Source organism: Vibrio sp. Y176, from assembly GCF_033438945.1.
In genome coordinates this window covers 332,083-346,005 of the sequence record NZ_JAWOQS010000005.1, presented here as the reverse complement: position 1 = coordinate 346,005, position 13,923 = coordinate 332,083, and the positions used below count along the sequence as shown (strand labels likewise).

Genomic DNA, 13,923 nt, shown 5'->3' with positions numbered 1-13,923 from the left:
TTTGGATAAGATTTTTGTAGAAGAAGCGGTATCGGAACTGCATACCCTTCAAGATATGATTCGTTGGACGGTAAGCCGCTTTAATGCAGCGAACCTGTTTTACGGTCATGGTACTGATAATGCGTGGGATGAAGCAGTTCAGCTTATCCTGCCAACCTTATACTTGCCGATTGATGTGCCTCCGCACGTATTGAACTCTCGCCTAACGACAAGCGAGCGTCTGCGTATTGTTGAGCGCGTAGTAAAACGCATCAACGAGCGTACGCCAACAGCATACCTAACAAACAAAGCATGGTTCTGCGGTCTTGAGTTCTTCGTTGATGAGCGTGTACTTGTGCCACGTTCTCCTATCGGCGAATTGATTCAAGCGGAATTCCAACCTTGGTTGGTGGAAGAGCCTACGCGCATCATGGACCTATGTACGGGTTCTGGTTGTATCGCGATTGCTTGTGCGCACGCTTTCCCTGAAGCAGAAGTGGATGCTATCGACATCTCTACAGATGCTCTACAAGTGGCTGAGCAAAACGTACAAGATCACGGCATGGAGCAGCAAGTGTTCCCAATTCGCTCTGATTTGTTCCGTGATCTTCCAAAAGAGAAATACAATCTAATCGTGTCCAACCCACCATATGTGGATGAAGAAGACATGAACAGCCTGCCAGATGAGTTCACGCATGAGCCTGAGCTTGGGCTAGCTGCGGGTACGGATGGTCTAAAACTAGTGCGTCGTATTCTTGCTAACGCGCCAGATTATCTAACAGATAACGGCATTCTTATTTGTGAAGTCGGAAACTCAATGATTCATATGATGGAACAGTACCCAGAGATTCCATTTACTTGGATTGAGTTCGAGAACGGCGGTCATGGCGTATTTATGCTAACGCGTGACCAGCTGGTTGAGTGTGCAGAAGAGTTTAAACTGTACAAAGACTAATAGAGTCTTGCACTAAACATTAAAACACCGAGCTTTATGCTCGGTGTTTTTTTATGCATACCTCGCCGATATTAACTCTTTACATCAAAACGTAATAAAGCCACTATGAATCCACGAAGAATTGGAAAGCAGCTATGCTCTGTTTTGAGAGAGCGTGGCGATAAAAAACTTGAGGAAGTAATGGCAGGAAACAGTATCGGACAACATTTCCGAGTGACGACATTCGGGGAAAGTCACGGTATCGCACTGGGATGTATCGTAGACGGATGTCCTCCGGGGTTGGAAATTACAGAAGCAGATCTACAAATCGATCTCGACCGCCGTCGTCCAGGCACATCACGTTACACCACACAACGTCGTGAACCGGATGAAGTTAAAATTCTTTCTGGCGTTTTTGAAGGCAAAACCACGGGCACATCGATCGGTTTGCTAATTGAAAACACCGATCAGCGCTCAAAAGACTACTCTGACATCAAAGATAAGTTCAGACCGGGTCATGCTGATTACACTTACCACCAAAAATATGGCATCCGCGACTATCGCGGTGGCGGCCGTTCTTCAGCTCGTGAAACCGCAATGCGTGTGGCTGCTGGTGCAATCGCGAAGAAATACTTAAAAGATGAGTTTGGTGTTGAGATTCGTGCTTACTTGTCACAAATGGGTGATGTATCTATCGACAAGGTAGATTGGAACGAAATCGAGAACAATGCATTCTTCTGCCCTGATGCTGACAAAGTAGAAGCATTTGACCAACTTATCCGTGACCTGAAAAAAGAAGGCGACTCTATTGGCGCAAAAATCCAGGTTGTGGCAACTAACGTGCCTGTTGGCCTTGGGGAACCCGTATTTGACCGTTTGGATGCAGACATCGCGCACGCACTAATGAGCATCAACGCGGTGAAAGGCGTGGAAATCGGAGACGGTTTCGACGTGGTAAACCAAAAAGGCAGTCAGCACCGTGATACGCTTGCTCCTGAAGGTTTTGGTAGTAATCATGCGGGTGGCATTCTTGGCGGTATCTCGACTGGTCAAGACATTGTCGCTAACATTGCGCTTAAGCCAACATCAAGTATCACTGTGCCGGGTGAGACCATCACAAAAGAAGGTGAACCAACTCAGTTGATCACCAAAGGTCGTCATGACCCATGTGTGGGTATTCGTGCTGTGCCTATCGCAGAAGCGATGCTGGCAATTGTGGTGATGGATCATTTACTACGCCACCGTGGTCAAAACCATGGCGTACAAACCGAGACTCCAAAGATTTAAGAGCTTTGTGTCATTCCAGCGAGCTATAGCGAGACTAGGAATCTAATTTCAGCACGATGAAAAGAGAAAGAAACATCTCTGACAACAGAGTGCTCGGATAATAGATCCTGAATCATGCTCCTTCGTCGCTGTTCAGGATGACTGAATATAAAATTATGCCACTCACTGAATCGCGGGTGGCACAATTTTATCAGGCAACCTTTTTTGTTTAAGTAGTTTTTGCTTAATGAATCGAGCCTTCGGTTTCCAAATGGAAAGAAGGCAGACGCCACTTAAAGCGCACTGCAGCCATACGCAGCATGTAACCAGTAACCAGTGTAATGATCGTGGCAGTGACATCGGGAACATTAAATTCTAATAGCGCTAAGTACATTCCTGATGCGATAAGAGCGACAGAAGCGTAAAGCTCTTCATGCAGTACCAATGGTGTTTGGCGACAGATTAAGTCACGAAGTAGCCCACCGAATACACCAGTTACTAACGCTGAAACCATACAAATACCAGGGTGCAAGCCCATGCCCATCGCAATTTTTGTTCCGATGATACTAAACACGATTAAACCTAGTGCATCGAGGCGAATGAACAGACCTTTCAGCTTAATCACCCATTTCGCTAAACCTGTTGTTAGCACACCTGCAACACACGTAATTGCAAGGAACTCTGGGTTTTTTACCCAACCAAGAGGGTAGTGGCCTAATAGAATGTCACGTACGGTGCCACCACCAATGGCCGTTGCGCTGGCCACCAACATAACACCAAACCAGTCCATCTTTCTTCTACCAGCACTTAACGCACCTGTCATGGCTTCAGCCGTGATACCAATGATATACAACACACTTAGCAACATAGGGAAACACTCAACGTAAAAAGTCACTACGTTCTACGAGAATCAGCGTAGGCGAAGTAACAACACTTACAAACGGTTCTATCTCTCTTAAAAAGTGATTAAAACCAGCAACATGCTTGTAATCAAACGGCTTAAAAATAGCGGTTTGAACGGCATCAAAATAAGGCGAGAGTGTAGTGGTAAATAAGTACGCTGACGAATGAGAAATTGTATGGAGAAAGCGATGTTCAGATAAATTCAACTAATAACCAAAAATGTGGGGTTGCCTTTACCTCATAGCTAAAAACAGCGACAATATGCAGCGCATGTCAAACTGAAGTACAAACTCGACGATGACCCACGAATACCAAGACTTAATCACCATTTTTAATGACACCTTTTTAGAACAATTTAATACGAAATTAGAGTTAGGTGGTGATGAGCCTATTTATCTTCCTGCTGATGATGAACACCCTCATCATCGGATTATTTTTGCTCGGGGTTTTTACGCCTCTGCTTTACACGAGATTTCGCATTGGTGTGTGGCTGGTCCAGAGCGTCGTTTGCTGGAAGATTTTGGCTATTGGTATGAACCCGATGGGCGAACAGCAGAAGTTCAAGCGGAGTTTGAGAAAGTTGAAGTGCGACCTCAAGCTTATGAATGGATTCTGGCACAAAGCGCTGGCTTCCCTTTTACGGTGAGTTGTGACAATCTACACGGCGATTTTGAACCAGATAGGCTCGGCTTTATGAAAAAAGTGCATAAAGAAGTGCTAGGTATTTTGGACGTTGGCTTGCCTTTGCGAGTGAAAATGCTTTCTGATGCCCTGCGCGCATTTTATCAAACTAAGCCACTGGAAGCGTCGGACTTTTGCGTTAAATAACCACTAATAACCTCAGAGATACACCATGATTATTGAATTTGAAGAAAAACTACTGGAACTGATTGATGCTCGAATTGAAACAGCATCTGACGATGAATTGTTTGCTGGTGGTTATTTACGTGGTCACATCTCTTTATCCGCGGCGTCTTGTGAAGAAGAAGGGATTAGCGATATTACTGAGCTGAAGTCACGCATTGAGAGCAGCTTAGAAGATGCGCGTACCGAGTTAAGCCCGGCCGATCGCGTGATTGTCAGTGATTTGTGGCAAGAGCTCCAGGCTCAGGCTTAATCCCCAAGCAGCGTTCTCCCTTTATTTAATCCTAGTCATTTACTACTTCGAAAAATTCGAACCTCTCCATAAAATTTTTGTGGTTGTAGCGAAACAGTTCAACTTTTATTCTGATCAGCATAAAACGTGAACAAAGGATTACAACCATGAAAATTGTCGCATTTGGTGCATCTACCAGCTCTACCTCAATCAACAAACTACTTGCTACATACGCAGCAAATCAAGTCGAAGGCGCTCAAGTGAATGTTCTAGACTTAAACGATTATCAAGCGCCAATGTTTAGCGAGGACAAAGAGAAAGAAATAGGTCAAGCTGAAGGGGCTGTCGCGTTTTTACGTGACTTGGCGGAGGCTGACGCTCTCGTTGTTTCCTTCGCAGAGCACAACGGTTCGTACCCAGCGGCCTATAAAAACTTGTTCGATTGGGCGACGCGCATTGAGCGTAATGTATTTCAAAACAAACCTGTCGTTTATTTAGCAACTTCCCCAGGTCCCGGTGGTGCACAAAGTGTTCTTGCGGCGGCGACAGGTTCTGCTCAATTTTTTGGCGCGGATGTAAAGGCATCGTTATCTGTGCCGAGCTTCTACGAAAATTTTGACGTGGAATCGGGTAAGGTTGTAAACCCAGAAGTGGCAGAGCAAGTGAAACAGGCAGTTGCACTGCTGAAGTAATCTCAGTACGAGCAACTTAGTGAGTTAGCGATTCCCGACACGTATCTGTGTCGGGAATTAAAACGAGAGAATACTCTTACAGCTCGGTAATGGCTTTGCCTTTTCTTAGTTTACGAACCCACATTCGACTTGGGTGAAGTTCGGTCAATACATCAACCGGTAATGGCAGCGGGTCCCCACAGATCTGGGAGGCCAACACTTCAGCTAATAATGGTGCAGAGCTCAGTCCACGAGATCCTAAACCTAAGAAGCAGAATAGGTTAGGGTACTGATGAATGGTTTCTACCTCTTCTGCTTTTTGATTTTGTAAGTTGGCGTATTGCGTTTTGATCGTCTCAAAGTCACCCACATTCCCGACAAATGGTAAGTGATCTCGGCTAACACAACGAATACCTTGGCGAGATTGATTATCAGTGATATCTACCTCTTTTGCCCATGTTTGATTCGGTACACATTTCACTAGCTTTTCCGCATTATCTTTTTGGGCGTTTTCATCAAATTCGTAGTCAAGGTGACTGCGGTCGTAGCTTGCACCGATACACAAGTGTTGATTACTTGGGTTAACAGGTGTCATGTAACCGTCGTAACACAACACCGTTTTCAGCTGACTCAGCGTTTCTGTTGCTGGCGCATGACTGACTTGTCCTTTCACTTGTCCCATTGGTAGGGAAGCGGTTTGACTCAATGTCTGGAACTCATGGCCGTTCGCAATTACAACCGTTGAGTGCTCAAATGTTTGACCACTCGCCGTTAGTAGCCAGAACTGACGCTTTTCATCCCAATCTAATGCCTCAACATGGTGTTCAAACTTCGTTGAGAGTAACGACGTCTTCTCCAATTGTTTAATTAACCCGCGAGTTAACTCGGCAGGGCACAGCCACCCTCCCATTGGGTAGTGCACAGACGCCATATCAATAGGTAACCCGATAGTGTTCGCAGTCTCCTCGGCGGACAGCTTGTGAATGAGCTCTGGAGTGAAGTTACCCGCAAGCATTTTCTCCAGTTTGTCTGTGGATTTGTCATCCCACATCAACTGAGTTACGCCACACCAGTCATGATCAAAATCGATCTCTTGTGCTGCTTGTTCAACAAACTGACGTGCGAACAAAAATGCAGGAGCAAACACTCGTGAAACACCCGTGTGCGGGCCATTAAGCAGTGGATAAACGGCTCCTTGTCGATTGCCTGAAGCTCCTTTGGCTGGTTGTTTGTCTTTACAGTAAAGGGTGACGTTTTGGCCACGACGAACTAACGTTTTCGCTAACGCCGCGCTAGCTATACCACCACCAATGATGGCAATCGAATCAAGATTGCTAGATGCTGAGCGATTGAACCAAGGGAGATGGTTCGACTGCTTTTCACGTTGCTCCATAGAGCCGGCGATCATTTCTCGCTTAGTGCCGAAACCTTTCACCTTTTTCATTGTAAAGCCAGCTTCGTTCAAACCACGACGTACAAAGCCTGCTGCGGTAAACGTGGCAACTGTACAATCTTGCTTGGCTAGCTTTGCCATGTTGTTGAACAGGCCTTGGTTCCACATTTCTGGGTTTTTGCTTGGCGCGAATCCATCTAAGAACCAAGCATCAATCAAACCTTGTTCGTTGTATGGAACTTGCGGCATGCAGTCTTTAATGTCACCAAACCAAAGGTCGAGTGTGATTGCGCCGTCTTCTAAAACAATGCGATGACACTCCGGCACAGCGGCAGGGTAGTGCTTTTGTAACTTTTCCGCGTACTCAGCTAGCTCAGGCCAAGCTTCATGCGCCTTCTTTAAATCGGCTTTGCTTAATGGGTATTTTTCAAAGCTAATAAAATGCAGCTCTTTCAATGTTGCGTCCGGATGCTGACGACGAAACTCACTAAACCACTGGCATACTGCTAAGAAGTTTAATCCCGTGCCAAATCCTGTTTCACCAATGACAAAACGTCTTTGGTCAAATTCCTGCCATCTTTCTGGGAGATGATTTTGTTTTAAGAAAACGTAGCGTGTCTCTTCAAGACCGTTTACGTTAGAGAAGTAAACATCATCAAATTGGTCTGAAACCGGAGTACCAGCTTCGTTCCAACCAAGTTCTGCGTTTTTTATTGAAGTCATAATGGTGCAAATTTGTGATTTGGCGCGGTAAGAATGGGGCGATTGTACGAATTTATGGGAAAGCTGACCACTTTTGTTGACTATCTTAGTTATCATCTAGCGGATTTTTGAATTATAGGAATGTCATAATGAAACGAGTCGTAATCACCGGTATGGGTATTGTTTCAAGTATCGGTAACAACGTCGAAGAAGTTCTAGCGTCTCTTAAAGCGGGCAAATCTGGCATCACTGCATCTGAGCAGTTCAAAGAACACGGTCTTCGTTCGCAAGTATGGGGTGACCTAAAAATCAACCCGGCGGAACACATCGACCGTAAGCAGATGCGCTTTATGGGTGATGCGGCTGCTTATGCATACCTATCAATGGAGCAGGCAATCGCAGACGCTGGTCTTACAGAAGAGCAGGTTTCAAACGATCGTACCGGTATCGTTGCAGGTTCTGGCGGTGCTTCTGCATACAATCAAACGGTAGCGACAGACACGATGCGCGCCAAAGGCGTAAAGCGAGTTGGTCCTTACATGGTTCCTCGTACTATGTCTTCTACTGTTTCTGCTTGTCTTGCTACGCCATTTAAGATTCGTGGCGTGAACTACTCAATGAGCTCTGCATGTGCAACATCTGCACACTGTATCGGCCATGCTATGGAGCTTATTCAACTAGGCAAACAAGATATTGTTTTTGCTGGTGGCGGCGAAGAGCTAGATTGGTCTCAAACTATGATGTTTGATGCGATGGGCGCACTGTCAACCAAATACAATGACACGCCAGACAAAGCATCTCGTACATACGATGCAGACCGTGACGGTTTTGTTATCTCGGGCGGCGGCGGCATGCTGGTTATTGAAGAACTAGAGCACGCACTGGCACGTGGTGCGAAAATCTACGGTGAAATCGTAGGTTACGGTGCGACATCAGATGGCTACGACATGGTAGCGCCATCAGGTGAAGGCGCAATTCGTTGTATGAAGATGGCGATGCAAGACGTTGATGGTGTGGATTACATCAACACGCACGGCACATCGACACCAGTTGGTGACGTGAAAGAGCTTGGTGCTATCCAACAATTGTTTGGTGAGAACAGCCCTGCAATCTCTGCAACAAAAGCAATGACTGGCCACGCACTCGGCGCAGCGGGCGTGCACGAAGCAATTTACTCAACACTTATGCTAGACAAAAACTTCATTGCTCCAAGCATCAATATTTCAAACTTGGACGAAGCAGCACAAGGTCTGGACATCGTGACAGAAGCACGTGATGCAGAGCTAACGACCGTAATGTCAAACAGCTTTGGCTTTGGCGGCACAAACGCAACTTTGGTTATTAAAAAGTACCAAGGTTAACTGAATTTGTTGGCGCCTTGCGAGAGTACTGTAAACGCCAACAATCCAGTTTCCAGAGCTTGATCAGTCACACTGATCGAACAGACGCAGACTCTATCCCATGGAGAGCGGGATAGGATCCTTTTGTTCTGGAACTTTGCCCGGCTATTTAGCCGGGCTTTTTCTTTTCTCTGTTTCTGCTTTTCTCTAGGCTTCCCGTCAATCGATTCTATAGGAGTTACCTCCTTGAGGTTTATTGGTGTTATATCTTGAGATTTTTCGGGAAAAGGGCACAATCGCTTTAGTTTCGCATCTTGCGAATAAACGAACTCTTACAAATGGATGTTAGAACGCTGGCGTTATGAAAATTATTGTTGATGAAAATATGCCGTATGCTGAAGAGCTATTCAGCCAACTCGGTAACGTAATTCTAAAACCAGGTCGTACACTGACCGCCGATGATTTAGTGGATGTTGATGCCCTAATGATTCGCTCAGTCACCAAAGTGAATGCTGACCTGATCAGCAAAGCAAACAAGCTGAAGTTTGTTGGTACGGCCACGGCAGGCATGGATCATGTTGACCAAGCACTTTTAAAAGAGAAAGGTATTTTCTTCACTGCGGCGCCAGGGTGTAACAAAGTGGGTGTGGCGGAATACGCGTTCAGCGTGATGATGGTGCTCGCTCAGCAACAAGGTTTCTCGGTATTTGACAAGACAGTAGGTATTATTGGTGCAGGCCAAGTAGGTAGCTACCTAGAGAAATGTTTGAAAGGCATGGGTATGAAAGTTCTCATCAATGACCCATTCAAACAAGAGGCTGGTGATCCTCGTAGCTTTACTCCGTTGACAGAACTGATTGAAAGCTCAGACATCATTACACTACATACGCCAATCACCAAAGATGGCCCATACCCAACGCATCATTTGATTGATGAGAAGGTATTAAATGGTCTCCGCAGCGATCAAATTTTGATTAACGCGGCTCGAGGTCCCATCGTTGACAACGCTGCTTTGAAGCAACGTCTTTTGAAAAATGATGGCTTTACAGCGGCACTCGACGTATTTGAATTTGAACCAGAGGTTGATATGGAGCTTCTGCCTCTGCTAGCATTCGCAACCCCTCACGTTGCAGGCTACGGCTTGGAAGGGAAAGCTCGCGGTACAACGATGATTTTCAACAGCTACTGTGAGTTCTTAAATAACGAATTACGTGCGCATGCCAGCGATTTACTGCCAACCGCGCCTGTTCCTACTATGGTATTGGACAGAGCTTGGGACGAAGCAACACTGCATAACATCACGCAGTTAATCTATGATGTGCGTAGAGATGACGCTCTTTTCCGCCGTGAAATCAGTAAGCCAGGCGCTTTTGACCTGATGCGTAAAAACTACTGGGATCGCCGTGAATACAGCGCTGTCACGCTAGTGGGTAACAAAACATGTAACCTTGCTCCATTAGCAGAACTAGGTTTTCAGATTGAGGTAAGTCAATGAGCCAGCAATATAATGTTGCCATTTTAGGTGCGACCGGTGCGGTCGGTGAAACAATTTTGGATGTGCTTCAAGAGCGCAAATTCCCAGTAGGCGAAATCTTCCTACTCGCGAGTGAGCGCAGCGAAGGCAAGACTTACCGCTTCAATGGTAAAACGGTACGCGTTCAAAACGTAGAAGAGTTCGATTGGTCTCAAGCGCATATCGCACTGTTTTCTGCTGGTGGTGAGCTATCAGCCAAGTGGGCTCCAATTGCCGCTGATGAAGGCGTGATTGTTATCGACAATACATCACACTTCCGTTACGAGTACGACATTCCTCTTGTTGTGCCAGAAGTAAACCCAGAAGCGATTGCAGAGTTTCGTAACCGTAACATCATCGCGAACCCGAACTGTTCAACCATCCAAATGCTGGTGGCACTAAAACCAATTCACGATGCGGTGGGCATTGAGCGTATTAACGTATCAACTTACCAATCGGTATCTGGTGCAGGCAAAGCGGGTATTGATGAGCTAGCAGGTCAAACGGCGAAGCTGCTAAACGGTCTGCCTGCAGACAAGAAGCAATTCTCTCAACAGATCGCGTTTAACTGCATTCCACAAATCGATCAGATGATGGAAAACGGCTACACCAAAGAAGAAATGAAAATGGTGTGGGAAACACAGAAGATCTTTAACGATCCATCAATCACAGTCAATCCAACGTGTGTACGTGTTCCTGTATTTTACGGTCACGCAGAAGCACTTCACATTGAGACTCGTTCACCTATCGATGCACAAGAAGTCGTTAACTTGCTTGAGCAAACTGACGGTATCGAAGTGTTCCACGGTGAAGACTTCCCTACACAAGTTCGCGATGCGGGCGGTAAAGACCATGTAATGGTTGGCCGTATCCGTAACGATATCAGCCATCATAGTGGCGTAAATCTGTGGGTTGTTGCTGATAACGTGCGTAAAGGCGCGGCAACTAACGCGGTGCAAATCGCAGAAGTACTGATCCGCGATTACTACTAAGTCGTTTATAGTTCATTTCAAAGCCTCGCACAGTGCGAGGCTTTTTTGTACGAACGAAACAAAATAGTGTGAGATTAGTACGAATATGGCGAGAGCCACACATTTTTTATTCTCAACGCTATAGTTTTGCATGCGATATCCGATATATTTAACCGATCACCATTTCAAATTGTATTTAGCACAAAACTGAGCCTTCTATGCGTCAAAATTATAAGCGTTTGTTAGCAGCCCTTGTGTTGATGAGCGCGACTCAGACATCATCAGTGGTTCAAGCCGAAGGAATTCGTCTTGTTGGACCGTCTGGTGAAGTGCAATCATCTCCAAGCTATGCTGAAGATATTGAGCGAGCATTACCTGCTCCTCCTGCGAATACTCAACCGTCACGTTTCTTTGGTCCGACTGGTGAAAATCAAACACTATGGTCGATCGCTTCAGAATTACGACCTTCACGCGGTGTTACCGTTCAACAAACGCTTCTTGCCATTTACCGAATTAACCCTCAAGCGTTTGAGAACCAAAACATTCATGAATTGATCCCAGGGAGTCGGCTACGAGTACCTTCTCTAGAGCAAGTGCAAAGCGCGACCACAGCGCAAGCTGTTGCGATTATGAAGGCGCATGAAGCTAAGTTAAAACAGCCGAAGCCGACAAATAGAGCGACGCCAGCACAACGAGTCACCGAGCAACCAAAGCCACAAATTAAAGTAGAACCCAAGCCTGCGACTAAGCCAGAGACAGTGGCAGCAAAGGAGCCAAAACCAACTCCGAAAACAATACCCGTCATCCCTGCGCCACCAGTAACCACCTCTCCGCAGGGTGAAAAGCAGGTCAGTGCGCTAAAGGACAAACTTCAAGGCTCACAAAGTGAATTAGACTCATTAGAAGAGAAGAACCATCGTCTTCGATTGATGCTGTCAGAAGTGCAAAGCGAAGTCGAAACTTTGAAAAGCGAGCTGAATGACGAAGAACGCATTCGCTCAGAAGTCGAGAAGCTGCTTGCTGAAGAACGCCAGCGCCTTGCTGAACAACAACGCATGCAACCAAGCACCATGGACAAAATTTTGTCGAATGGTTGGCTTGTTGGTCTTGCGGCATTAATTCCTGGTGCTTTGATTGCGTTGCTAGTTGTTATGCTTCTTGGTCGACGCTCTAAAGCGAAAGAGGAAGATGCGGCTGCACAGGAACAGCAAAACGTTGATCCTCTTGCGGCGCCAATCGGTTTAGCGGCGGCGGATGAGCTTGATGAAGAGCTCACGCTTGATGATGAATTGTTTGCAGATGAAGATATCAACACACAGTCTTTACAAGAAGAGAAGTCAGATTTAGAAGAAGACGTCTTTGCTAACCTCGACGATGAAGAACTTGATTTCAATCTGGAAGGGGACGATGACCCATTTGCAGATATTGGCGATGACGGCGACCTAGATGTTGGTCTGGATGAGTTTGAATCATCGAACAATGGTATCCAAGTCAACGGCGAAGAAAAAGCGCTTGGTTTAGAAGAAATGGAGCGAGCCTTAGATGAGGTTGCTCCAGAACTAGAAGTGCTCGATGACGATGAGTCTGGCTTCGATCTTTCGGATGATACGAATGAGAAATCAGACTCGCTTTCAGACGACGCATTTGCCGAGTTACTTGCAGCCGATGAGCCGTCAGAAGAGTTACCAAGTGACACTGTCGACCAGGATATGCTTGATGACTTGTTTGCTGAACTTGGCAACGATGACTTCGATTTAGATACTGATGAGCCTGAGTTAAAACAGCCCGTTTCGGATGATGACTTTAGTGTAGGAGAGGCATCTGACGACGATATCGATAGGCTATTGGCCCAGTATGAACAACCGGCTAGTGAATCGGAAGTTCGAGAAGCTGACGCAAATGAAGGTCCTGTTCTAGATGAAAACAGTACAGAGCTACTCGATGAACTCATTGATTTTGATGAAGATGACACAGACGAGTTTGATCCACTAAACGAGCTAGAAGCAATCTCAGGTTTTGAAGGTGATGACTCGATCGAAGAGTTAGACGCAGATAGCACAGACTTACTGGATGAACTCATTGATGATGTTACCTCTGAACTTGATGAAGAGACTCAAGCTGATTTAGATCCGTTTGATGATCTGATTCGAGAGGACGAGAGCCCAGAGCAGAATAAATCGGAAGAGGAAGAGTTACTGAAATCACTTGGTTTTGGTGAGTCAGACGCCGGCGAAAAGCCATCTTCCGTAGTTGAGTCAGAACAAACTCTTGAAGATCCGGATATTGAGTCTGGGTTGGACATCGACGCTTTATTAAGTGAAAGCCAACCAGACACGCAACAAGCTGCAGAAGAGCAAGCATTAACCGAGCCAGAGGCTGCTTCAGAGCCATTTAGCAGCGATGAATTTCTTGGTGATTTAGAGGACCTTTCACCAGAGAATGATCCTTTAATGAGCGAGCTAGACGACCTATTTGAGTCAGACAGTGAAGAACTTCTGCCAACAGAACAAGAAAAAGCGGATTTTTCTGCTGAACTTGACGCTCTATTTGATAGTGAAGACGATTTACCGCAGCAAGTTGAAAAAACACAAACGGAGATAGAGGAAGCTTCATCACTACAACAAGAGGCTACCGATACTGATTCAACACAAGAACCATACGTGGAGTCCGATGCTGAGGTACAGCCTCACGTTGAGCAAGAGGAAGACATTCCAGCCTTCACACCGACACCAAATACAATAGAAAATGAATTCGGTGTTCCACAAGAAGAAGATTGGCTACTGGATGAACCTGAATTGGAGCCGGAAACTGAGTCGACCAACGATTCAGAAGATGAACTCAATTTTGATGAGCTGGATCTTCCTGAGTTTAGTGAAGAAGATGCATTGGCGTCTATGGCGGATGAGCCGGAGTTAGAAACGTCCGAGTCCGTTGAGCCAGAACTGGTTGAAGCAGACTTGCCAGCTGAATCAGAAGATGAATTCAATTTTGATGAGCTCAATTTGCCAGAGTTCAGTGAAGAAGATGCACTGGCGTCTATGGCTGGCGAACCTACGTTAGAAACGTCCGAGTCCGTTAAGCCAGAACAAGTTGAAGCCGACTTGTCAGCTGAGTCCGAAGAAGAGTTCAATTTTGACGAGCTGGATCTTCCTGAG

At 45.9% G+C, this 13,923-nt stretch carries 11 protein-coding genes; 9 read left to right on the top strand and 2 right to left on the bottom strand.

What is annotated here, in order from left to right:
• The first annotated feature begins 1 nt into the window (after window position 1).
• Window positions 2-934: a 50S ribosomal protein L3 N(5)-glutamine methyltransferase gene (gene prmB / locus R7O13_RS15190; protein ID WP_005380541.1), complete on the top strand. Its 933-nt coding sequence runs from the start codon at window positions 2-4 to the stop codon at window positions 932-934.
• Window positions 935-1,114: 180 nt separating this feature from the next.
• Window positions 1,115-2,200, top strand: coding sequence for a chorismate synthase (gene aroC, locus R7O13_RS15185; RefSeq protein ID WP_213901793.1), 1,086 nt, complete (start codon window positions 1,115-1,117; stop codon window positions 2,198-2,200).
• Between the two features lie 223 nt (window positions 2,201-2,423).
• Here aroC and R7O13_RS15180 read toward each other — a convergent pair whose 3' ends face one another.
• Window positions 2,424-3,047 carry a trimeric intracellular cation channel family protein gene (locus tag R7O13_RS15180; RefSeq protein WP_005380544.1) on the bottom strand — a complete coding sequence of 208 codons (624 nt, stop codon included), beginning with the start codon at window positions 3,045-3,047 and terminating at the stop codon, window positions 2,424-2,426.
• A 332-nt stretch (window positions 3,048-3,379) separates the two neighbouring features.
• Between R7O13_RS15180 and R7O13_RS15175 the strand changes: the two genes are divergently transcribed.
• The 3 genes from R7O13_RS15175 to R7O13_RS15165 all read left to right on the top strand — a co-directional run bounded on the left by R7O13_RS15175 (window position 3,380) and on the right by R7O13_RS15165 (window position 4,870).
• Window positions 3,380-3,910, top strand: coding sequence for an elongation factor P hydroxylase (locus R7O13_RS15175; protein WP_005380546.1), 531 nt, complete (start codon window positions 3,380-3,382; stop codon window positions 3,908-3,910).
• Window positions 3,911-3,935: 25 nt separating this feature from the next.
• A complete protein-coding gene (locus R7O13_RS15170) occupies window positions 3,936-4,199 on the top strand; it encodes a YfcL family protein (protein ID WP_005380548.1) in 264 nt (87 codons plus the stop codon).
• 146 nt (window positions 4,200-4,345) lie between these two features.
• Window positions 4,346-4,870 (top strand): NADPH-dependent FMN reductase, encoded by a 525-nt coding sequence (locus R7O13_RS15165; protein WP_005380552.1) that lies wholly within the window; start codon window positions 4,346-4,348, stop codon window positions 4,868-4,870.
• A gap of 76 nt (window positions 4,871-4,946) precedes the next feature.
• On the opposite strand, the gene mnmC is transcribed toward R7O13_RS15165, so the two are convergent.
• Window positions 4,947-6,965: a bifunctional tRNA (5-methylaminomethyl-2-thiouridine)(34)-methyltransferase MnmD/FAD-dependent 5-carboxymethylaminomethyl-2-thiouridine(34) oxidoreductase MnmC gene (mnmC, locus tag R7O13_RS15160; protein WP_064354220.1), complete on the bottom strand. Its 2,019-nt coding sequence runs from the start codon at window positions 6,963-6,965 to the stop codon at window positions 4,947-4,949.
• A gap of 128 nt (window positions 6,966-7,093) precedes the next feature.
• Here mnmC and fabB point away from each other — a divergent pair, with 128 nt between their 5' ends.
• The 4 genes from fabB to R7O13_RS15140 all read left to right on the top strand — a co-directional run.
• Window positions 7,094-8,305, top strand: coding sequence for a beta-ketoacyl-ACP synthase I (gene fabB, locus R7O13_RS15155; protein WP_005380557.1), 1,212 nt, complete (start codon window positions 7,094-7,096; stop codon window positions 8,303-8,305).
• A 340-nt stretch (window positions 8,306-8,645) separates the two neighbouring features.
• Window positions 8,646-9,779 (top strand): 4-phosphoerythronate dehydrogenase, encoded by a 1,134-nt coding sequence (locus R7O13_RS15150; protein ID WP_167415373.1) that lies wholly within the window; start codon window positions 8,646-8,648, stop codon window positions 9,777-9,779.
• Window positions 9,776-10,789, top strand: coding sequence for an aspartate-semialdehyde dehydrogenase (locus R7O13_RS15145; RefSeq protein WP_005380562.1), 1,014 nt, complete (start codon window positions 9,776-9,778; stop codon window positions 10,787-10,789). The genes R7O13_RS15150 and R7O13_RS15145 overlap by 4 nt, the downstream gene beginning before the upstream one ends.
• A 197-nt stretch (window positions 10,790-10,986) precedes the next feature.
• A partial coding sequence (locus R7O13_RS15140; protein WP_318304172.1) for a FimV/HubP family polar landmark protein occupies window positions 10,987-13,923 on the top strand: 2,937 nt, incomplete at its 3' end.

Coding starts and splice junctions, on each gene's coding strand:
- aroC (WP_213901793.1), top strand. CDS start 1,115: ATGGCAGGAAACAGTATCGGACAACATTTCCGAGTGACGACATTCGGG.
- R7O13_RS15180 (WP_005380544.1), bottom strand. CDS start 3,047: ATGTTGCTAAGTGTGTTGTATATCATTGGTATCACGGCTGAAGCCATG.
- R7O13_RS15175 (WP_005380546.1), top strand. CDS start 3,380: ATGACCCACGAATACCAAGACTTAATCACCATTTTTAATGACACCTTT.
- R7O13_RS15170 (WP_005380548.1), top strand. CDS start 3,936: ATGATTATTGAATTTGAAGAAAAACTACTGGAACTGATTGATGCTCGA.
- R7O13_RS15165 (WP_005380552.1), top strand. CDS start 4,346: ATGAAAATTGTCGCATTTGGTGCATCTACCAGCTCTACCTCAATCAAC.
- mnmC (WP_064354220.1), bottom strand. CDS start 6,965: ATGACTTCAATAAAAAACGCAGAACTTGGTTGGAACGAAGCTGGTACT.
- fabB (WP_005380557.1), top strand. CDS start 7,094: ATGAAACGAGTCGTAATCACCGGTATGGGTATTGTTTCAAGTATCGGT.
- R7O13_RS15150 (WP_167415373.1), top strand. CDS start 8,646: ATGAAAATTATTGTTGATGAAAATATGCCGTATGCTGAAGAGCTATTC.
- R7O13_RS15145 (WP_005380562.1), top strand. CDS start 9,776: ATGAGCCAGCAATATAATGTTGCCATTTTAGGTGCGACCGGTGCGGTC.